We start from the raw sequence: 19,785 nt of genomic DNA on the forward strand, positions 1-19,785 counted from the left end.
CGGTCCGAGAAAGGGAAGTAACGATGGTCGACAGAGTTTCTCAGCACGATGTCCGCGGCGACGAAGAGGATCTCGAGGCAGCACTCTCGTCGGCTGATACGACATCCGATACCGGTTCGGTCGCGCCGTCGGACGGCCCGATCGGCGAAGTGGTCCAGGACGGCTCTGTCAGCGAAGGACAGCAACAGGCTTTGCTGCATTCGGGAACCGCCGAATACTACGACATCGAGGCGTCCGACTATGTCGAGCAACTGGTCGACGGTGCGGATCTAGCAGCGATCGAGGAAAGCTTCACCGGCACCCGGATCGCGCGCAGCGACGAGGCGGACGCCAATGGCGAGCGGTTCGAGCTGAGATCCTCGGCGCGCCCGGAACGCATCCGTGAGACCGCCGGAGAAGAGGTGGCCAGCGCAGAGACCTCGAGGACTGACGCCACCGGCAGGGACGCGGCTCGCGCGACCGCTCAGCAGGCCGACCTATCCGGCAATGACGCGCCCGAAGCTGCGTCGTTTCAGCCGGCGAGCGACGGAGCCCGGCGCGGCGGTGGCGATCAGCCGGGCGAATACCAGGCCGAACCCGGTACCCCGATAATCGATCCGGTCGACGTGCCGGTCGAGGCGGCTCCGCCGGTCCAGGATGGTTCTGGCGAGGATCCGGCGGAGACCCCGGCAGAGGAAATCCCCACGACCCAGCCCAGAGAAGTCCCACAGACGCGGCCCGATGTGCCTGATCTGACCGTCGAGGCCCGCGATACACCCGTCGATCGTGAGCCTGATGCCCCGACCGTCGATCCGGAGCCGGCCCCCGTCGATCTTCCGCAGAACGAACCCGTGGGGGTCGGCGAAAGGGCCGACCTTGAGGCTCCGGTGCGCGACAAGCCGGAAACGGCTCCGAAGGAACCTGCAGATCCCGATCCGGTTTCGCCGCCCGAGGAGGTGTCGCGCGGGCCTGGCGATGAAGGCGACGGCGCATCGGAAGATCCCGGGTCTACAGAGCCGCCGACCGAAAGCGATCCGACCGACGGTCCCGAGGCGCCCGTGGATGCCGGGCCCGGCCCCGATCCCGTGGTCGATGAGCCGATTTCCCCCGAACCGCCGACAGGGGGTTCAGTGGAAACCCCGTCCGAAACGGAAGATCCTGCGGATGAAGCATCGCCTCCGCAAGAAGAACGGAGCGAGGGGTCGGACGGGGATATACCGCAGGACAATCCTGCCGATCCGGGATCGGAAGAGACGGATGGGCCGACCGAAGAGGAAAGCCTGACACCCGCACCCACAGATCCCGGACCGGGCGGAAATCCGACGGAAGAGGAGGAAGAAAACACCTCACCGGCGCAACCGACAGCGCCCCCCGCGGAAGAGCCGCCCGCAGAGGAGCCGCAGAACGAGGCGCCCGAGGGCCTGGCGCTGTCCGGGGACGTCGTGGCGGAGAACGCGGCCGGGGCGGTCGTGGGCACGGTCTCGGGGAGCGACCCGGACGGCGACGCGCTGAGCTGGTCGGTGGACGACGCGCGCTTCGAGATGGTGGGCGACACGCTGAAGCTGCGCGACGGCGCGGCGCTGGACCACGAGGCGGAGCCCTCGGTGACGCTGGAGCTGACGGCCTCGGACGGCCGTGGCGGCGTGACGACGCAGAGCGTGGAGGTGAGCGTCGCGGACGTGAACGAGGCGCCCGAGGGCCTGGCGCTGTCCGGGGACGTCGTGGCGGAGAACGCGGCCGGGGCGGTCGTGGGCACGGTCTCGGGGAGCGACCCGGACGGCGACGCGCTGAGCTGGTCGGTGGACGACGCGCGCTTCGAGATGGTGGGCGACACGCTGAAGTTGCGCGACGGCACGGCGCTGGACCACGAGGCGGAGCCCTCGGTGACGCTGGAGCTGACGGCCTCGGACGGCCGTGGCGGCGTGACGACGCAGAGCGTGGAGGTGAGCGTCGCGGATGAGGTGACGCCGCCGCCGGATCTCGATGTCGCCGGGATGTTCCAGGTGCGTCAGATCGGCGTGGCCGATACCGCGACCGATCTGGTCGGTGTCGATTGGGGATCGGAGCCGATCGGCGAGCAATTCGTCGATCGCATCGACCTGTCGCGCGAAAGCGAGGGGTTGGTGGATCTCGAAGCCGGAGACGCCTTCGCGACACTGGTGACCGGCAGGGTCGATGCGGAGGTCGGCGGAACCTATGACTTCCGCGTTCCGTCTTCCGATACCGCGCTTCTCTGGATCGACGGCGAGTTGGTGGCGCTGGACGTCCAGCCGGGCGACCTGGGTCTTGCTGAGGTCTCGCTGCATCTGGACGAGGGGACACACGAGATCGTCATCCAGCATCTCGATCTGGTCGGGGACGGCGCGTTGCGCCTGGAGTGGCGCGAACCCGGTGAGTCGGATTTCCAGTTGACGTCGCCGTCACCCGATCATGTCGTCACGGAAGGCGAGGATCTGGGACTGAGCCTTGGCGTCGAAACGCACGGCAACACGCTCGAAGCGGTCCGGCTAGAGGATGTTCCGGCAGATTGGATCGTCGAAGACGGGACGCGGACGGTCAGTTCGAATGGAGGCGACCTGGACCTGACCGGATGGGACCTTTCGCAGATCTCGGTCTCCCCGGCCCTCGGGGATGTAGGGTCGACGACCTTGACGGTCGCCGCCCGGACGGTCTCGCCTTCGGGAGAGCCTGGCGAAAGCACCATGCAGATCGACATAGAGGTCGAAAGCCAGGATGGTTTTTCGATCGAGGATGTCGACCTGACCGATGCGCTCGCGACCGTGGGTGTGGACCTCGACGCGCCGGCGGTCCTCGACCCGGTCATCCCGGATGCCGACGACGCAGCGGACGACCTTGGCGAGGATCTGGGCGGGATCGTCGACGACCCGGTGCCGAGCTTGCCGCTCGGTCTCTGATCCAGGCCAAAGTCACGGCAATCGCGACATCGAGGCGAGGGCCGGTCCCCGAGGGCCGGTCCTCGCCGTCGGCCGGTGCGGATAACGAGGGGGGGCGGCTGCGTCGGAGCGCGGCTTTCCGGTCGCGAGCGCGTCACCGATCTGTCATGCCCCTCCCATGGCGCGTTCCGACCTGACCCTGATCGCTCTCGTCTATTTGGGCGGGCTGCTGGCCGCAGCGCAGTTCGGAAAGATCTCCCTGTCTCTGGGGCCATTGTCCGAGGCGTTGGGGCGGGACGTTCCAACGGTGGCATTTCTCGTCTCGCTGGTCGGCGTAATGGGCCTTTTGCTGGGTGCGATGGCTGGTGGCGTTGTCGCCGCTCTGGGTCCGGGGCGATGCTTTCTGGGCGGGCTGGTCGTCGGCGGCGTCGTCGCGTTGTTGGAGGCGTTTGTCCCGCCCTTCTTCGTCCTTGCCACATTGCGCGGCATCGAGGGGTTGGCCCATCTGGCGTTGGTCGTGGCCGGGCCTTCGCTGATGGCCGCCGCCGCGAATGACCGGGATCGGCCGCTTGCGATGGGGCTGTGGGGGACCTTCTTCGGGACATCGCTCGCCCTGTCCGCGCTGGTCTTTCCCGCGCTGATCGCCGGGGGCGGCCTGCCGCTGATGCTGGCGACGAATGGGCTGGCGATGCTGGCGCTGGCCGCAATCCTTTGGCGCCGCATTCCCAGGTTGCCGCGCAACGCGCTGGACCTGAACCCGATCCGCGTTCATCGGGAGGTCTACGGCACCTTCGCGCAGGTCGCGCCCGCCCTGGGGTTCGTCTGCTACACGTTCCTGTTTCTCGCCGCTCTGACTTTTCTGCCCGGCGCCCTCGGCCGCGCCCCCGAAGTGGCAAGCCTCTGGTCGTTGATCACCCTGGGGTCGACCCTCATGGGGGGCGCGCTGTGTCGTCGGATGTCGCCGTGGCGTGTCAGCGGGATGGGCTTCGCTGGAACGGCGGCAGGGACTGCCGGAATGGCCCTCGGGCTGCCGCTCTCGGCAGAGGTCTGTTTTGCGTTCATGGGATTGGTGCCCGGTGCGAGTTTCGCGGCCATCGCCGCGTGGAACGACACTCCGGACGCGCGCACACGGGCCACGGGCGCGATCGCCCAGTTCGGGAACCTCGGGACCGTCACCGGGACCCCGGTCCTCGCGCTGGCCGCGGCGGGCGGTGCGACTGCCTTGCTGGCGGTGATCCTTGCCGTCGCCGTGCTTGGCGGTTGCCTGGCAGCATGGTCCGGTCGGCGCGTGACGAGGCTGGCAACCGGCGCCGGCCTCTGATACGCGTTCACCAAACGTTCACACCTGCGCCGCCGATTCCCGGGCGCCCCCCGTTGAGGTCGGAGGCGCGGTCCCTACCTTAAGCATTCTGGCCCATCCGGGGCCAACAGGGGCAGGCATGGCAGAGCAGAAGTATATCTCGGTCCGCGGCGCGCGGGAGCATAATCTCAAGGGCGTCGACGTCGATATTCCGCGCGATACGCTGACGGTGATCACCGGGCTGTCGGGGTCGGGCAAGTCGTCGCTGGCCTTCGATACGATCTACGCCGAGGGGCAGCGCCGTTACGTCGAAAGCCTGTCGGCCTATGCGCGTCAGTTCCTCGACATGATGCAGAAGCCGGATGTGGACCACATCACCGGTCTCAGCCCCGCGATCAGCATCGAGCAGAAGACGACGTCCAAGAACCCCCGTTCGACCGTCGGGACCGTGACCGAGATCTACGACTATCTGCGTCTGCTCTTCGCCCGTGCGGGCACACCCTATTCCCCAGCCACCGGCGAGCCGATTACGGCCCAGCAGGTGCAGGACATGGTCGACCGCGTGATGGCGATGGAGGAGGGGACGCGCGGCTACCTGCTCGCCCCCATCGTGCGCGACCGGAAGGGCGAATACCGCAAGGAGATGCTGGAGCTGCGCAAGCAGGGCTTCCAGCGGGTCAAGGTCGACGGCGAATTTCATGACCTCGACACGCCGCCCACCCTCGACAAGAAGTTCCGGCACGACATCGATGTCGTCGTCGACCGGATCGTGGTGCGCGAGGGGCTGGAGACGCGGCTCGCCGACAGCTTCCGCACGGCGCTGGATCTGGCCGACGGCATCGCCATTCTCGAGACGGCTCCGAAGGAGGGCGACCCGGAGCGGATCACCTTCTCCGAAAAGTTCGCCTGCCCCGTCAGCGGCTTCACGATTTCCGAGATCGAGCCGCGGCTGTTCTCGTTCAACGCGCCCTTCGGCGCCTGTCCGACTTGCGACGGGCTGGGGGCGGAGTTGTTCTTCGACGAGCGGCTCGTGGTGCCGGACCAGTCGTTGAGTCTGGCAAAGGGGGCGATCGCGCCGTGGTCCAAGACGAAGTCGCCGTACTTCCTGCAGACCATCGACGCCATCGCCAAGGATATGGGCTTCGACAAGAAGGCGGCATGGAAGGACCTGCCGGGCGAGGTGCAGCAGGTGTTCCTGCGCGGCTCCGGCGACCGGAAGATCAAGTTCCGCTACGACGAGGGCGGGCGCGTCTACGAGGTGACGCGCGTCTTCGAGGGTGTGATCCCCAACATGGAGCGGCGCTATCGCGAGACCGACTCGAGCTGGGTCCGCGAGGAGTTCGAACGCTATCAGAACAACCGGCCATGTGGCGATTGCGGCGGCTACCGCCTGCGCCCGGAGGCGCTTGCGGTCAAGATCGCGGGGCTGCATGTCGGACAGGTGGTCGAGAAGTCCATCCGCGAGGCGCTGGATTGGGTCGAGGGCGTCCCGGATCAGCTGTCGAAGCAGAACAACGAGATCGCGCGCGCCATCCTCAAGGAAATCCGCGAGCGGTTGGGTTTCCTGAACAATGTGGGACTTGAATATCTCACGCTAAGTCGTTCGTCCGGAACGCTTTCCGGTGGCGAGAGCCAGCGCATCCGCCTGGCCAGCCAGATCGGCAGCGGGCTGACCGGCGTGCTGTATGTGCTCGATGAGCCGTCCATCGGTCTGCATCAGCGCGACAACGACCGCCTGCTCGAAAGCCTCAAGGGCCTGCGCGACCAAGGCAATACCGTGGTCGTGGTCGAACATGACGAAGAGGCGATCCGCGAGGCCGATTACGTGCTCGATATCGGTCCGGGAGCTGGGGTCCATGGTGGCGAGATCATCGCCTCGGGCACGCCCTCCGAGATCATGGCCTGCGCCGAGAGCGTGACCGGCGACTATCTCGCCGGGCGACGGGAAATCGGCGTGCCCGCCAAGCGGCGCAAGGGGAACAAGAAGAAGGTCACGGTGGTCAAGGCGACCGGCAACAACCTCAAGGGCGTGACGGTCGACTATCCTCTGGGCAAGTTCGTCGCCGTCACCGGTGTGTCGGGCGGGGGCAAGTCGACCCTGACCATCGAGACGCTGTTCAAGACCGCTTCGATGAAGCTGAACGGGGCTCGCCAGACACCTGCGCCCTGCGAACAGATCAAGGGGCTCGAGCATCTGGACAAGGTGATCGACATCGACCAGCGGCCCATCGGGCGCACGCCGCGCTCGAACCCTGCGACCTATGTGGGCGCCTTTACCCCGATCCGCGATTGGTTCGCCGGTCTGCCCGAGTCCAAGGCGCGCGGCTACAAGCCCGGCCGCTTCAGCTTCAACGTCAAGGGTGGCCGCTGCGAGGCGTGCCAGGGGGACGGCGTCATCAAGATCGAGATGCACTTCCTGCCGGACGTCTATGTCGAGTGCGAGACCTGCAAGGGCAAGCGCTACAACCGCGAGACGCTTGAGATCCTGTTCAAGGGCAAGAGCATCGCCGACGTGCTGGACATGACCGTCGAGGACGCGCAGGAGTTCTTCAAGGCTGTTCCCAGCATCCGCGAGAAGATGGACGCGCTGATGCGGGTGGGCCTCGGTTACATCAAGGTGGGCCAGCAGGCGACGACGCTGTCGGGCGGTGAGGCGCAGCGTGTGAAGCTGTCGAAGGAACTGTCGAAGCGATCCACGGGACGGACGTTGTATATCCTCGACGAGCCGACTACGGGTCTGCATTTCGAGGACGTGCGCAAGCTACTTGAGGTGCTGCACGAGTTGGTGGAGCAGGGAAATACCGTCGTCGTGATCGAGCACAATCTCGACGTGGTGAAGACCGCGGATCACGTGATCGACATCGGACCCGAAGGCGGAGACGGCGGAGGGACGGTGGTCGCGACCGGGACGCCCGAGCAGATCACCGAGGTTGAGGGGAGCCATACGGGCCGTTACCTCAAGCCGATGCTGGAGGCGCGCAAGATCGCGGCGGAGTGATGTCGGAACGAAAAGGCGCGGCCTATGCGCGTTATCTGGACGAGCTGGATGCGGCATTGGGGCGTGGCGCGGGACACGATGCGGTCTTGGACGCGTGGATCACAGCGAGCCGCTTCGACGAGCTGATCGAGTTGTATTTCGAGCTCAACGACGTCTTCCACGGTGATGCCGACCTTCTGCGCATCGGTTCGGCTCTGAAGGCACGGAATGCAGAGGCGGCTTTCGACCGGCTTTGGCGAGGCGAATGTGAGCGGCGGCTCGCCGCCTTGGAGCGGGCCCTCGGGCGGCCCTGGCCGCGGGAAGAACTGGCGGCGCAATGGGATCATCCGATCCAGCGGGCGAACTGGGGCGAGTTGGACGATTACGAATGGGTCATGGGGCTTCCGTTCAAACGGGCGGCGACCCATTGGGCGCTTTGGACGTATCTGAGCGCGCTGCGATCGGGGCGCGACGCCGCCAGAGCGCTAAGCAATGCGAGTTATGGTGCACGGCTGGCCTGGGTTCACGCGCGGATTGCACGGCTAAGGGAGCTCGTGGACGATTCGGGGGGGTGATCCTTCGTTCCGTTCCGGACGCGGGATGGACTTGTATCGCCTGAGACGCGCCCGGAACAGGCATCGCCGGCGATGCTCGAAAAAAATACATATAGATCAGAACATTGAGACTCGACTCTCATCTTATCCGAGTCCTCGCAGTCCGGAGTTATCCTCAGAGAAGCATTTGACTCATGTTCGGCTCTTGCTAGAACAAACACAGAACATCGTAGTTGTAGCCGTGCATGACACAGATTCTCTCCTTCCCGGACGTCTCCGGGCAGGGCGGTTGCGTATTGCCGCCCGACCCTCCGGAGCGCATGCGCTCGGAGGTTCCGTCCGAGTCCGTCTCGAGCGCCACTCTGCTGGAGGCCTGGACCGGCCCGCGCGATGCGGCGGGTCCCGCTTTCGCGCTGGCGGCATTGCGGGGTCCCGGCCCGGTGCTCTGGGTTCAGGATCGCCTGTCCGCCCGCGAGGCGGGGCGGCCCCAGGCACGCACCCTGCGGCGCCTCTATGGGCGCGACGTGATCCTTGTGCGTCCGGCGCGTGTGCCCGACCTGTTGATGGCGATGGAAATGGCGCTGTCCTGTCCGGCGCTCTCGGGCGTGCTGGGCGAGGTCTGGGGCGATCCGCCCCGGCTGGACTTCACCGCGACCAAGCGGCTGGCGCTGCGGGCCGAACAGAGCGGTGTGCCCTGCTGGCTGATCCGGCGCGGGGCCGATCCGGCCCTGTCCGCCGCGCGTGCCCGGTGGCGCGTGACCTCGCTGCCCTCGGCGCCGCCGGACTGGGACACGCAGTCGCCCGGCGCGCCGCGCTGGCGGGCCGAGCTGTTTCGGTCGCGCGCCGACAGGCCCGGCCTCTGGGTGGCCGGCCATGACGGGCCGCAGGATCGTCTCCGTTTCGCTGCCGTCGCTGGCGATGGAGCGATGGTGGACCCTGCAGGCGCGCAGGGGCGACGCGCCACCCGATGATCTGCCGGTCCTCCTGGCCGTCGAGGGGACGCACGGTCCGGTCATCCACGGCCTGAGCCGGATGGCAACCGCCCGGGGCGCCCGGATCGGGCAGCGCGTCGTCGATGCCCGCGCCGCGGCGCCGGACCTGGTGGTCGAATGGGCTGACGAGCCAGGCGACGCCGCCTTTCTGGAGCGTCTGTCGCATTGGTGCACCCGGTGGAGCCCCTGGGTCGCCGTCGATCCCGCGCACGGGCCAGGGGCGGGCGCGCTGGTGTTGGACACGACCGGCGTGGATCATCTGTTCGGAGGCGAGGCCGAGATGCTGCGCGACATCGAGGCGCGGCTGTCGGGCCTGGGCCTGTCGTCGCGGCTGGCCGTGGCGCCCACGCGGGGCGCGGCCTGGGCGCTGGCGCGGTTCGGTCCGGTCCGGGCCGTCAGCGGCGACATGGCCGATCTGGACGTCCTGCCGCTGTCTGCCCTGCGACTGCCGCCCGATCCCGTGCAGACCCTCTCCCGGCTGGGGCTGAAGACCGTCGGCCAGCTTCGTGTCATCCCCCGGCCGGCGCTCATGCGCCGTTTCGCGCGGGCCAAGGGGGACAATCCGCTGACCCGTCTGGATCAGGCTCTGGGCAAGCTGCCCGAACCCGTCGCTCCGGAGGAGGCGCGCCCGGCCTTGCGTGCGCTTCTGCGCCTGCCCGAGCCGGTACAGGACCCGGTGCCGTTGCTGCCTGATCTGGCGCGGCTTCTGTCGCTGCAACTCGACCGGCGGGGCGAGGGGGCGCGGCGGCTGGTCCTGACGATCTGCCGCAGCGATGGCGAAACCCGCTTCGTCGAGGCGGGCCTCGCGCGGCCCACGCGGGACGCGGCGCATATGGTCCGGCTTTTCGACGGCAAGCTGGACGGGATCGACCCGGGTTTCGGCTTCGATGCCGTGCTGCTGGAGGCGCCCGATCCCGAGCGGCTGGACGCGGCGCAGCCCGATCTCGCCGGAAAGGTGGACGAGGCCGAGGCGCTGGACCACCTGATCGACCGTCTGTCGGCCCGGTTGGGGGCGGGCGCGGTCGTGCGGGCGGACCTGCGCGACACTCACATCCCCGAGCGTGGCGAGCGTTGGCAGCCCGCCCTCTACGGCGATGGCGGAGACGTCGCCCTGCAGGAGCGTCCGCCACGTCCCCTGGTCCTGCTGGACCCGCCCGAAGAGGTGCGCGTCCTCTATGCCGTGCCCGAAGGCCCGCCGGTGCGGCTGGAATGGCGCCGCCGCCGGATGGACGTGACCCGCCATGCGGGGCCCGAGCGCATCGCCCCCGAATGGTGGGTCGACCGCCCCGGCACCCGCCTGCGCGACTACTACCGGATCGAGGATGCCGACGGATGCCGCTACTGGCTCTACCGCGAGGGCGTGACGGGCGACGGGCGCGGAGGCGCGCCGCGCTGGTTCATGCACGGTCTGTTCCCATGACCCACATCTTCCGCATCGGATGGGAGGCGGGGCTGATCCCGGCCTCAGATCACGGCTGGGCCCGGCGGGCGCTGGCCGCCGGTCACGCGGCCGCGGCGGTCCGCGCCTTCATGGGCTATGATGACGGCTCCGGACTGGGCGACGCCCTGTTGCCCGACACGCTGGAGCCGCGCGGACCGGTTCCGGACTTCTGGTGGATGCGCGCGGGACTTCTGGTGGCCTCGGACGCGATGCTGGCAGCGATCGAGGCGCTGGATCCCGGACGGCACCGGTTCTGGCCCATCGACCTGGGCACACAGGGCAGGGCCCACGGTCTGATCGTCCGCGCCTTCGCCAGAGCGATCGCCGAAGACGGCAGCCGTCTGCATGTGGAGCCGCCAGAGCCGCTTCTGGGTCTGCCGCGCCATGCCTCCTTGATCGGCCATGCCGCGCGGGTCGATCCCGCCCGCCTGCCGGATGCGCATCTCTGGTGGGACCAGGCCCTGTCCAAACCCTATCTCATGGCGTCGGACGCGCTGGCCGCGCGTATCGCGCCGCTGGCCACGATCCCGCTGAGGCGATGCCGATGAGCGGGACCGAGGGGAGCGGCCCGTCGGGGGCATCGAGCCCCCGCCGTCCCGGGCCTCCGGCGGGAGTATTTGTGCCGAGAAGAAGCGGGGGCGCCCCATGCCCCTGAACGACGGTCCCCAGAAACGCACCTTGGGTCCGGACAATACGTTCCGCGAAAACCCGCCCGCCCCGTATGTCGAGTTCGGCATGTCCTCGGCCTTCTCGTTCCTGCGCGGGGCGTCGGAGCCGGTCGATCTTGTCGTGCAGGCGAACGCGCTGGGCTACGACCGGATCGGCATCGCGGACCGCAACAGCCTGGCGGGGGTGGTGCGCATGTGGTCCGAGGGACTGACAGCCAAGGTCGACGCTCTGATCGGGTGTCGGCTGGTGACGGTCTGCGGGACCGAAATGCTGGCCTATCCCCAGGACCGCGCGGCCTATGGGCGCCTGTCGACCCTGCTGTCTAAGGGCAAGATGGCCACCCCCGACGGCGAATGGCAGGCCAAGGACGTCACCGAGATCACGCTGGACATGGTCGCCGCCCATTCCGAGGGGTTGCACCTGATCGCGCTGCCCGGCGCGGATCTGGACACGTTCGAGGCGAAGCTGCCGCGCTTGGCGCGCGCGGTGCCTTTGACGCATCTGGCCGCCGCATTCCTCTATCGCGGGGACGACCGGGCACGGATCAACCGCCTGGACGCGCTGGCCACACGCCACGGGCTGACGCTCCTGGCGACGAACGACGTGCTCTACCACCACCCCTCGCGCCGCCCGCTTCAAGACGTGATGACCTGCATCCGCGAGGGCACCACGATCCATTCCGCCGGCTCCCTGCTGGAAGCCAACGGAGAGCGTCATCTGAAGCCCCCCGCCGAGATGGTGCGCCTGTTTCGCGACTGGCCCCATGCCGTGCGCGCGACGCGCGAGCTGGCCGATCGCATCGCCTTTCGCCTGACGGATCTGCGCTACGAGTACCTGACCGAGGTCGTCCCCGAGGGCCGCACCCCGCAGGAGCATCTGGAGCATCTGACCTGGGAAGGCGCGCGGGAGCGGTATCCGAACGGCGTGCCCAAGCATGTGGCCCATACGATCTACAAGGAGTTCGGACTGATCCGCACCAAGGGGATCGCCGCCTACTTCCTGACCATCCACGATATTGTCCGCTGGGCACGAGAGGAGGTCTCTCCGCCGATCCTGTGCCAGGGCCGCGGCTCGGCGGCGAATTCGGCGGTGTGCTTCTGCCTCGGGATCACCTCGGTCGACCCGGACGAGCACGAGGTCCTGTTCGAGCGGTTCCTCAGCGAGGAGCGCAACGAACCCCCCGATATCGACATCGACTTCGAGCATGAACGCCGCGAGGAGGTGATCCAGCACATCTATGCCAAGTACGGTCGCGCGCGGGCGGGGCTCTGCGCCACGGTGATCCACTACCGTCCGCGCAGCGCCATCCGCGAGGTGGGCAAGGCGCTGGGACTGACCGAAGACGTGACGTCCAAGCTGGCGGGCACCGTCTGGGGCCATTTCGAGAGCCGGATGGGCGACGAGCGCGTGCGCGAGGCGGGGCTGGATCTGGACGATCCCGCCTTGCGCCGCGCCCTTATGCTGGCGCGCGAGATGATCGGCATGCCGCGTCACCTGTCCCAGCATGTGGGCGGCTTCATCCTGACCGAGACGCCCCTGACCGAAACGGTGCCCATCGGCAACGCCGCCATGCCCGACCGCAGCTTCATCGAATGGGACAAGGACGACGTCGAGGCGCTGGGCATCTACAAGCTGGACGTGCTCGCCTTGGGGATGCTGACCTGTATCGCCAAGGCGTTCGGCCTGATCGAGGCCCATCACGGCATCGCCTACGATCTGGCCACGATTCCCAAGGAGCATGACGAGGACGAGGCCCATCGCCCGACCTACGACATGCTGTGCCGGGGCGAGTCCCTGGGCGTCTTCCAGGTCGAGAGCCGGGCGCAGATGGCGATGCTGCCCAAGCTGCGCCCGCGCGTTTTCTACGATCTGGTGATCGAGGTCGCCATCGTCCGGCCCGGCCCGATCCAGGGCGACATGGTGCATCCCTACCTCAAGCGCCGGCGCATCCTGCAGGCGGACCCGGAGGCCGTCATCGACTATCCGCGCCCGGGTCCCGAGCATAACCAGAAGGAGCTCGAAGAGATCTTGGGCCGCACCCTGGGCGTGCCCATCTTCCAGGAACAGGCAATGAAGATCGCCATGGTCGCGGCCGAGTTCTCGGGCCCCGAGGCGAACGCCCTGCGCAAGGCCATGGCCACCTTCCGCGCCAAGGGCAAGGTCAGCGATCACAAGGCGCGCATGGTCGAGCGCATGGTCGCGCGCGGCTACGATCCCGATTTCGCGGCGCGCTGCTTTTCCCAGATCGAGGGCTTCGGCGAATACGGCTTCCCCGAAAGCCACGCCGCCAGCTTCGCCAAGCTGGTCTATGTCTCGTCCTGGCTGAAATGGCATCATCCGGCGGTTTTCGCCTGCGCGCTGCTGAACTCGCAGCCCATGGGGTTCTACGCGCCGGCCCAGATCGTGCGAGATGCGCGCGAGAACGGGGTGGAGGTGCGCGGCGTCGATGTGGGCGCGTCGGATTGGGACTGCACGCTGGAAACGGGAGGCATGCACGAGAGGCTTGCCGCATCCCCGGAAACGCGATCCGGGGATGCAGATGCCCGGTATCCCACTCGGACCTCTTTCGGCATATGTGGACCCACAGGCTCTTCCCCTCATCCTGCTTCAAATATCCCGGGGGTCCGGGGGTTGGCCCCCGGCTCCGGCATCGGTGCGAATGCCGTCCGGCGGGACGATGCACGGGGGGTGAAGGCGGCCCGAAGGCACGAGGACGCCCCTCGCGGCATCCCCGACGGTGCACCCGTTCCCCGCGACGGACGCAGCGACGCGGGCCTCGCCCTGCGGCTTGGTCTGCGCCAGATCGACGGCTTCCGGGAAGAAGCGGCCGCCCGCATCGTGGCGGCGCGCACCGACCGGGCCTTCGCCGATCTGGACGACCTGCGCCGCCGGGCCCGGCTGGACGCCCGCGACATGCGCCTTCTGGCCGAGGCGGACGCGCTGGGGTCGCTGGGCCGGTCGCGGCGGCAGGGAATGTGGGACGTGATGGGCCATGTCGCGGGCCGTGCCGCACCCGCCTTCGATGCCGCCGATGCGCCGGCACAGGGCCCGGACCTGCCGGTGGCTCTGCCCGACATGCCCCTGCCCGAAGAGGTGGTGGCCGACTACCAGACCACGCGCCTGTCGCTGAAGCGGCACCCGATGCGCTTCTTCCGCGCGTCCCTGCGAAGCCAGGGCTACACGCCCGCTTCCGGCCTCTGGGACAGGGGACATGGGGCCAACGTGCGGGTCGCGGGTCTGGTGCTGGTGCGCCAGAAGCCGGGCAGCGCCAAGGGCGTGTGCTTCGTCACGCTCGAGGACGAGACCGGGGTCGTCAATCTGGTGATCTGGCCCGACCGGTTCGAGGCTTTCCGCCCCGTCATCATGTCCGCCCGCCTGATGGCCGTGCAAGGCCAGGTCCAGACCGATGGGCGCGTCCTGCATGTGGTGGCCGCGCAGGTCGAGAACCGCTCGGACGCGCTCGACCGCCTCTCGGACGTGGACCTTCCCGCCCAGACCGTGCGCGGCGACGAGCCCACGCATCCGATCCACAACCAGGTCGCCCAACTCCCCGAGCCCCGCCGCCATCCCCGCAATGTCCGCGTCATTCCCAAGAGCCGGGACTTTCACTGACAGCCGCAGAGGCCTGACCCGGCCTCGCCCCGGGCCGCGCCGGCAGAACCGTCACGACAGGATGCGCGTCACGCTTTTTCGACCACCAACCGCTCTAACCCGTGGAAATGATAGATGTCCGCGTAGCGGGGCGGCTCGACGATGCGAAGGTTCGGCATGCGCGCGTGCAGAACCTCCAGCGCGATCCGCAATTCCAGCCGGGCCAGGGGCGCGCCAAGGCAGAGATGCAGGCCCGCGCCAAAGCTGACCGGCACCGGCGCATCGGGAAACCGGGCGGGGTCGAAGCGCGCCGGGTCGGGATAGGCGGCCGGATCGCGGTTCGCGGCGCCCAGCAGCAGACCCACCTGGTCCCCCCGCGCGAAGCGGTGGCCGAAGACCTCCACGTCTTCAAGCGCGAAACGGGTGAACATGTGCAGAGGAGGATCGAACCGCAGCACCTCCTCGACCAGCCCATCCGTGACCGGCACGCCCCAGAGCCCCGCCTCGATCAGTGCCTTCACCCCATTGCCCAGCGTATGCACCGTCGCCTCGTGCCCCGCATTCAGCAGCAGGATGCAGGTCGCGTTGGTTTCGGCGCGCGACAGCGTGCCATCGGCTTCGACGGCGAGAAGCTGGCTGATCAGATCGTCGCGCGGCGCCCGGTCCCGTTCGGCGAAGATGCCGGACAGATAGGCGGTGAACTCTCTTGCGGCCTGTGCCGCGCGGACCTCGTCGCCATGGGTCCGCCCGGCCTGGTACATGCCGACCATGGCGTTCGACCAGCGCAGGAGATCGGCCGCATCCGCCTCCGGCACGCCCAGCAGGCGCGCGATCACACGCACCGGGAGCGGCTGGGCAAATCCCGCGATGATGTCCTCGCACTTGCCGGAAAGACCGTCGCAGAGCGTTTCGGCAAGCGCGGCGATTTCGGGCGCCATTCCCGCGATCCGGCGAGAGGTGAAGGCGCGCAACACCTGAGCCCGCAGCCGGGTATGGCGCGGCGGCTCGAGTTCCAGCATCGAATGGTCTTCGACTGCCCAGAACTCGGCCTGATGCGCGGGCCGAGGCGGCGGCGCCGGATCTTCGCGCCCGAACCGGCGGTCGCGCAGCAGTGCCGAGACGACCGCGTGGGACGATGCCATCGGCATGGAGTAGTCTTGCCACCAGGCAAGCGGGCCGGCGGCGCGCAGGCGATCGTAGAACGGATACGGGTCCTGGACGAAACCGGGCTCGACCGGGGACATGTCGGAGTGTTGCATCACGGTCGGGCTGGCGCGGCAGAGGCGGCCCGTCAAGCCTTCCGTCATCGTGCGGGGCCGCGTATCCATGTTGCATGCGCCGCCTTCTCCTTGCTCTGACGACCCTGGCCGCGACCGCGACGGTCGCCGTGGCGATCTTTGCGACCGCGCTGGACGAGGCGCTGGACCGCCTGGCGGAGCAGGGACGAGCCGATCTCGCGCTCGCGGCCGACAGGCTGGTTCTCGAATTGCAGCGATCGCGCGATGCGGCCGTTCTGCTGGCAGGCGACCCACGGATCACGCGGCTGCTCGGAGAAGGGTCGGGTGGGGCGTCCGACCTTCTGCGCGGGACGGCCGACCGGATCGGCGCATCCGATGTGGCGATCCTGCGCCCCGACGGCACGGTCGCCGCCTCGGCCAGCGGAGAGGTGCGGGCCTCCGGTGCAGCGGGTTGGCTGGTTCGCGCCAGGCAGGGCGCGCTCGGCTTCGGCTGGAACACGGACAGCCGCACAATCACACATGCCGCCCCGATCTTCGCCCCGACCGGCCCGGTCGTGGGCGCCGTCGCCGTCACGCGCGACATCGAGCAGATCGAGTGGGACTGGCGCGGCGAGCCGCAGGCCATCTACTTCACGGATGCGGATGGCCGGGTTCTCGTGACGAACCGGCAGGAACTGCGTGCCGCGTCTCTCGAAGGGATTTCGATGCCGGTGGACGGGCATGACGTGCGCCGCCTCGATGCGGGGCGGTATCTGCCCGAGATGGCGCTTCATCTCCATCGCGACATCGTCGTGCTGGGAATGACCGCCGAGATGCTGCTGGATATTTCGCCCGCGCGCGCGCTGGCAGTCAACCGCGCGATGGCGCTGGGCGCGGCAGTCCTCGTGATCGCGGCCCTGATCTTCGTGCTGATGGAGCGACGGCGCACATTGCAGCGCGCGAACGAGACCCTCGAAGCCCGAGTGACCCAACGGACGGCGGCCCTGTCGGAAATCAACATGCGCCTGACGCGCGAAGTGCGCGAACGCCGGGAAGCACAGGCGGAGCTCGCCCAGGCGCAGGCGGATCTCGTTCAGGCGAGCCGCCTCTCGGCCTTGGGCCAGATGTCGGCCGGCATCAGTCACGAGTTGAACCAGCCGCTGATGGCGATCCGGTCCTTCGCGCAGAACGCCGGTACCTTCCTCGAGCGTGGCGATGGCGAAAAGGCCGCCGCCAATCTGGCCCGGATCGGATCGCTGGCGCAGCGCATGGGGGCGATAATCCGGAACCTGCGCGCCTTCGCGCGGTCGGAACCCGCTTCCGCCGAACCGACGGACCTGCAGGCGGTTCTCGACGCCGCATTGGAGATCACCGAGGCGCGCCGGCATGGGACCGAGACGCGGGTCGAACGGCCCGATAATCCGGTCGTCGCGATGGGAGACGAGGTGCGGTTGGTCCAGGTCCTGACGAACCTCATCTCCAACGCTGTGGATGCGGGCGGTCCGATCCTGATCCGGATCGAGGATGGGCCGCCCCGGATCCGAGTTCTGGACAATGGGCCTGGCCTCGCCGACCCCGAGCGCATATTCGACCCCTTCTACACCACCAAGGAAGTGGGCGAGGGGCTGGGTCTCGGTCTGTCGCTGTCCTACGGCATCGTCCAGGGCTTGGGGGGGGAGATCCGAGGCTGGAACACGCAGGACGGGGCCGCGGTCGAGGTCACCCTGCTGGCCGCCCGGGCGGAGGATGCGGCCGCATGACCGATGTGCTGCTGGTCGAGGATGACATGGCCGTTCGTGAGGCGCTGGCGCAGACGCTGGAACTCGCGGGCCTATCGGTGATGGCTGCGGGCAGCTTCGTCGCCGTCAAGGACAGGATCAACCGCGAGCATGACGGCGTGGTCCTTTCGGATATCCGCATGCCGGGCCGGGATGGAATGCACCTGCTCGCCCATGCCCGGTCGGTCGACCCGGATTTGCCCATCGTCCTTCTGACAGGGGAGGGAGACGTCCCCACGGCCGTGCGCGCCATGTCGGACGGTGCATTCGCCTTTCTGGAAAAGCCCTGCGACCCGGACGAGCTGACCCGCACCCTGCGCAAGGCGCTGGACATGCGCCGCGCCGCGCTGGAGATCCGGCGCACGAAGGCCGATCTCGAAGGCGGCGATGCGGCGGCCCGGCTTGTCTTCGGCATCTCGCCCCAGGCGGCCGCCTTGCGCGATGCCGTCCGCGCGGTTGCACGCGGACACGCGCCTGTCATCGTCCACGGCGAACCGGGCGTCGGCACCCCCAAGATAGCGGAAGTCGTCCATCTTCTCTCGCAACGCGGGGCGGGGCCCTTCGTGAAGCGCGCGGCGACCACGCTGGATGCGTGCGGGTTGCTCGAAGCGGTGGACCGGGCAAAGGGCGGGAGCCTGTTTCTCGACCGGGTGGACGCTTTGGCGCCTCCGGCGCAACACGCGCTTGCACAGGTCGAGGACGCCGATGTCCGCCTGCTCTCCGCCACCCATGAGTCGCTCGATCATCTCAGACAGATCCTGGATCCGGACCTCTTCTACCGGCTCGACGGCTTGCGGGTTCGCATTCCTTCGCTGAGGGAACGCCCCCAGGATATTCCCGTCCTCTTCGAACGGTACCTTGCCCAGGCCTGCGAGCAGGCCGATCTTGCGCCCCGGCCGGTTCCCCCCGAGCTTCAGGCCCGCCTCATGGCGCAGGACTGGCCCGGTAACGCCCGCGCCCTGATGAACTACGCGATGCGCTATGCGATGGGGCTCGAGGAAGAGACCCCTCAGGCAGGCGGTCTGGCGGATCGGATGCGTGCGGTCGAACGTGCGATCCTGGTAGAGACGCTCGAACGCCACGGAGGCCACGCCATGGCCGCCGCCGAGGACCTGAAGCTGCCGCGCAAGACCTTCTACGACAAGCTGACGCGCCACGGCCTGAAAGCGGACGACTTCCGCCGAGACTGACGTCGCGCGGCACGAAATATGTCCGGAGTTTGAGGCGAAGTTGTTCGAATGCGTCTCCCTCGGGCGGCTTTCGTGGTGCGTCGGACACATGTCGAGCCGATGAACGTGACCGGCCCGTGGTGAGGAGAGACAGCCGCATTTGTGACAACCGCGCCGCGTACCCTTTCGCTCGTATCGGCTTTTTGAACCACGACACGAGGTAGCCCCATGAAGGGATTGACGACCGCCGCAATCGCCCTTGGCATTGCTTTCACCGGACATTCCGCCGCCGCGAAATGCGACGACGGCGAGATCGTCGCGCGTTTCGCTCACGTGACCAGCGGAAGCCATCCGAAAGGGGTCGCCGCGTCTCAGCTGCAGGAGCGCGTGAACGCGCAGATGGACGGCAGGATGTGCGTCGAGGTCTATCCGAACTCGATCCTCTACAATGACTCGCAGGTCCTCGACGCGATCGCCGAAGGCAAAGCCGAATTGGCGGCGCCCGGGTTCTCGAAATTCGGCGAGTATACCTCGGCCTTCGAGGTCTTCAGTCTGCCGTTCCTCTTCCAGGACATCGATGCCGTCATCGCGTTTCAGCGGTCCGCATCCGGTCGCAAGCTCCTGGACTCGATGCAGGGGCAGGGGCTCCAGGGTCTGAGCTACTGGCAGAACGGCATGATGCACATGGCGGCGAATATTCCGCTGATCCGTCCCGACGACGCGGCCGGCTTGAAGTTTCGCGTCCCGCCCTCCGACGTGCAGATCGTCCAGATGGAGAAGCTGGGCGCGCAGGCCGTGGCCATGCCCTTCTCGAAGGTTTATGGCGCGCTCGAGTCCGGCGACGTGGACGGCGTCGCGCATACCTGGGCCAATATGTGGGGGAAGAAATTCTTCGAGGTTCAGGACGGCATCACAGAGACGAGCCACGGTGTGAGCGCCTATCTCGTCGTGACCTCGACCGAGTGGATCAACAGCCTCGATGCCGACATCCGAACCGAGTTTCTTTCGATCCTCGCGGATGTGACCGAGCAGCAGAACGAAGACTCGAAGCGTCTGAACCGCGAGGCGAAGGACAAGATCCTCGCCGCCGGCGGCACCGTCCGTGCCCTGACGCCGGAGCAGCGCTCGGCCTGGGTCGAGGCCATGAAGCCGGTCTGGGCCGAGTTCTCGGACATCATCGGCCAGTCGACGATCGAAGAAGCGGCCGGATACAACTACTGATCC

12 protein-coding genes are annotated in these 19,785 nt (G+C 67.9%); 11 read left to right on the plus strand and 1 reads right to left on the minus strand.

What is annotated here, in order from left to right:
* The first annotated feature begins 23 nt into the window (after window positions 1–23).
* The 8 genes from jaqu_RS04835 (at window position 24) to jaqu_RS04870 (ending at window position 14,418) form a co-directional block, all read left to right on the plus strand.
* Window positions 24–2,894, plus strand: coding sequence for a hypothetical protein (locus tag jaqu_RS04835; RefSeq protein ID WP_043917811.1), 2,871 nt, complete (start codon window positions 24–26; stop codon window positions 2,892–2,894).
* Between the two features lie 157 nt (window positions 2,895–3,051).
* A complete protein-coding gene (locus tag jaqu_RS04840) occupies window positions 3,052–4,194 on the plus strand; it encodes an MFS transporter (RefSeq protein ID WP_043917812.1) in 1,143 nt (380 codons plus the stop codon).
* Window positions 4,195–4,312: 118 nt separating this feature from the next.
* Window positions 4,313–7,171, plus strand: coding sequence for an excinuclease ABC subunit UvrA (gene uvrA / locus jaqu_RS04845; RefSeq protein WP_043917813.1), 2,859 nt, complete (start codon window positions 4,313–4,315; stop codon window positions 7,169–7,171).
* Window positions 7,171–7,725, plus strand: a complete 555-nt coding sequence (locus tag jaqu_RS04850; protein WP_043917814.1) for a hypothetical protein — start codon at window positions 7,171–7,173, stop codon at window positions 7,723–7,725. Before uvrA ends, jaqu_RS04850 begins: the two co-directional genes overlap by 1 nt.
* A gap of 224 nt (window positions 7,726–7,949) precedes the next feature.
* Entirely contained in the window at window positions 7,950–8,675 is a 726-nt protein-coding gene (locus jaqu_RS04855) for a hypothetical protein (RefSeq protein WP_236687793.1), read from the plus strand.
* A complete protein-coding gene (locus tag jaqu_RS04860) occupies window positions 8,578–10,116 on the plus strand; it encodes a Y-family DNA polymerase (protein ID WP_043917816.1) in 1,539 nt (512 codons plus the stop codon). The genes jaqu_RS04855 and jaqu_RS04860 overlap by 98 nt, the downstream gene beginning before the upstream one ends.
* The gene (locus jaqu_RS04865; RefSeq protein ID WP_043917817.1) at window positions 10,113–10,685 is read left to right on the plus strand and encodes a hypothetical protein; all 573 of its coding nucleotides are present in this window, start codon (window positions 10,113–10,115) and stop codon (window positions 10,683–10,685) included. The genes jaqu_RS04860 and jaqu_RS04865 overlap by 4 nt, the downstream gene beginning before the upstream one ends.
* A 97-nt stretch (window positions 10,686–10,782) precedes the next feature.
* Window positions 10,783–14,418: an error-prone DNA polymerase gene (locus jaqu_RS04870; protein WP_043917818.1), complete on the plus strand. Its 3,636-nt coding sequence runs from the start codon at window positions 10,783–10,785 to the stop codon at window positions 14,416–14,418.
* A 68-nt stretch (window positions 14,419–14,486) separates the two neighbouring features.
* Here the strand turns inward: jaqu_RS04870 and jaqu_RS04875 are convergent, their stop codons facing one another.
* Entirely contained in the window at window positions 14,487–15,656 is a 1,170-nt protein-coding gene (locus tag jaqu_RS04875; protein ID WP_043917931.1) for a cytochrome P450, read from the minus strand.
* Window positions 15,657–15,730: 74 nt separating this feature from the next.
* Between jaqu_RS04875 and jaqu_RS04880 the strand changes: the two genes are divergently transcribed.
* The 3 genes from jaqu_RS04880 to jaqu_RS04890 all read left to right on the plus strand — a co-directional run bounded on the left by jaqu_RS04880 (window position 15,731) and on the right by jaqu_RS04890 (window position 19,782).
* On the plus strand, window positions 15,731–17,374 hold the full coding sequence (locus jaqu_RS04880) for a sensor histidine kinase (RefSeq protein ID WP_043917819.1): 1,644 nt from the start codon (window positions 15,731–15,733) through the stop codon (window positions 17,372–17,374).
* Window positions 17,371–18,582, plus strand: coding sequence for a sigma-54-dependent transcriptional regulator (locus jaqu_RS04885; RefSeq protein WP_043917820.1), 1,212 nt, complete (start codon window positions 17,371–17,373; stop codon window positions 18,580–18,582). Before jaqu_RS04880 ends, jaqu_RS04885 begins: the two co-directional genes overlap by 4 nt.
* 207 nt (window positions 18,583–18,789) lie before the next feature.
* Window positions 18,790–19,782: a DctP family TRAP transporter solute-binding subunit gene (locus jaqu_RS04890; protein ID WP_043917821.1), complete on the plus strand. Its 993-nt coding sequence runs from the start codon at window positions 18,790–18,792 to the stop codon at window positions 19,780–19,782.
* Window positions 19,783–19,785: the final 3 nt, after the last annotated feature.

It is taken from the genome of Jannaschia aquimarina, assembly GCF_000877395.1.
In the GTDB taxonomy this organism is placed as follows: Bacteria; Pseudomonadota; Alphaproteobacteria; order Rhodobacterales; family Rhodobacteraceae; genus Jannaschia; species Jannaschia aquimarina.

What these genes read in the sequence shown, in the direction of transcription:
- jaqu_RS04835 (WP_043917811.1), top strand. Translation starts at nt 24, where the DNA reads ATGGTCGACAGAGTTTCTCAGCACGATGTCCGCGGCGACGAAGAGGAT.
- jaqu_RS04840 (WP_043917812.1), top strand. Translation starts at nt 3,052, where the DNA reads ATGGCGCGTTCCGACCTGACCCTGATCGCTCTCGTCTATTTGGGCGGG.
- uvrA (WP_043917813.1), top strand. Translation starts at nt 4,313, where the DNA reads ATGGCAGAGCAGAAGTATATCTCGGTCCGCGGCGCGCGGGAGCATAAT.
- jaqu_RS04850 (WP_043917814.1), top strand. Translation starts at nt 7,171, where the DNA reads ATGTCGGAACGAAAAGGCGCGGCCTATGCGCGTTATCTGGACGAGCTG.
- jaqu_RS04855 (WP_236687793.1), top strand. Translation starts at nt 7,950, where the DNA reads ATGACACAGATTCTCTCCTTCCCGGACGTCTCCGGGCAGGGCGGTTGC.
- jaqu_RS04860 (WP_043917816.1), top strand. Translation starts at nt 8,578, where the DNA reads ATGACGGGCCGCAGGATCGTCTCCGTTTCGCTGCCGTCGCTGGCGATG.
- jaqu_RS04865 (WP_043917817.1), top strand. Translation starts at nt 10,113, where the DNA reads ATGACCCACATCTTCCGCATCGGATGGGAGGCGGGGCTGATCCCGGCC.
- jaqu_RS04870 (WP_043917818.1), top strand. Translation starts at nt 10,783, where the DNA reads ATGCCCCTGAACGACGGTCCCCAGAAACGCACCTTGGGTCCGGACAAT.
- jaqu_RS04875 (WP_043917931.1), bottom strand. Translation starts at nt 15,656, where the DNA reads ATGCAACACTCCGACATGTCCCCGGTCGAGCCCGGTTTCGTCCAGGAC.
- jaqu_RS04880 (WP_043917819.1), top strand. Translation starts at nt 15,731, where the DNA reads ATGCGCCGCCTTCTCCTTGCTCTGACGACCCTGGCCGCGACCGCGACG.
- jaqu_RS04885 (WP_043917820.1), top strand. Translation starts at nt 17,371, where the DNA reads ATGACCGATGTGCTGCTGGTCGAGGATGACATGGCCGTTCGTGAGGCG.
- jaqu_RS04890 (WP_043917821.1), top strand. Translation starts at nt 18,790, where the DNA reads ATGAAGGGATTGACGACCGCCGCAATCGCCCTTGGCATTGCTTTCACC.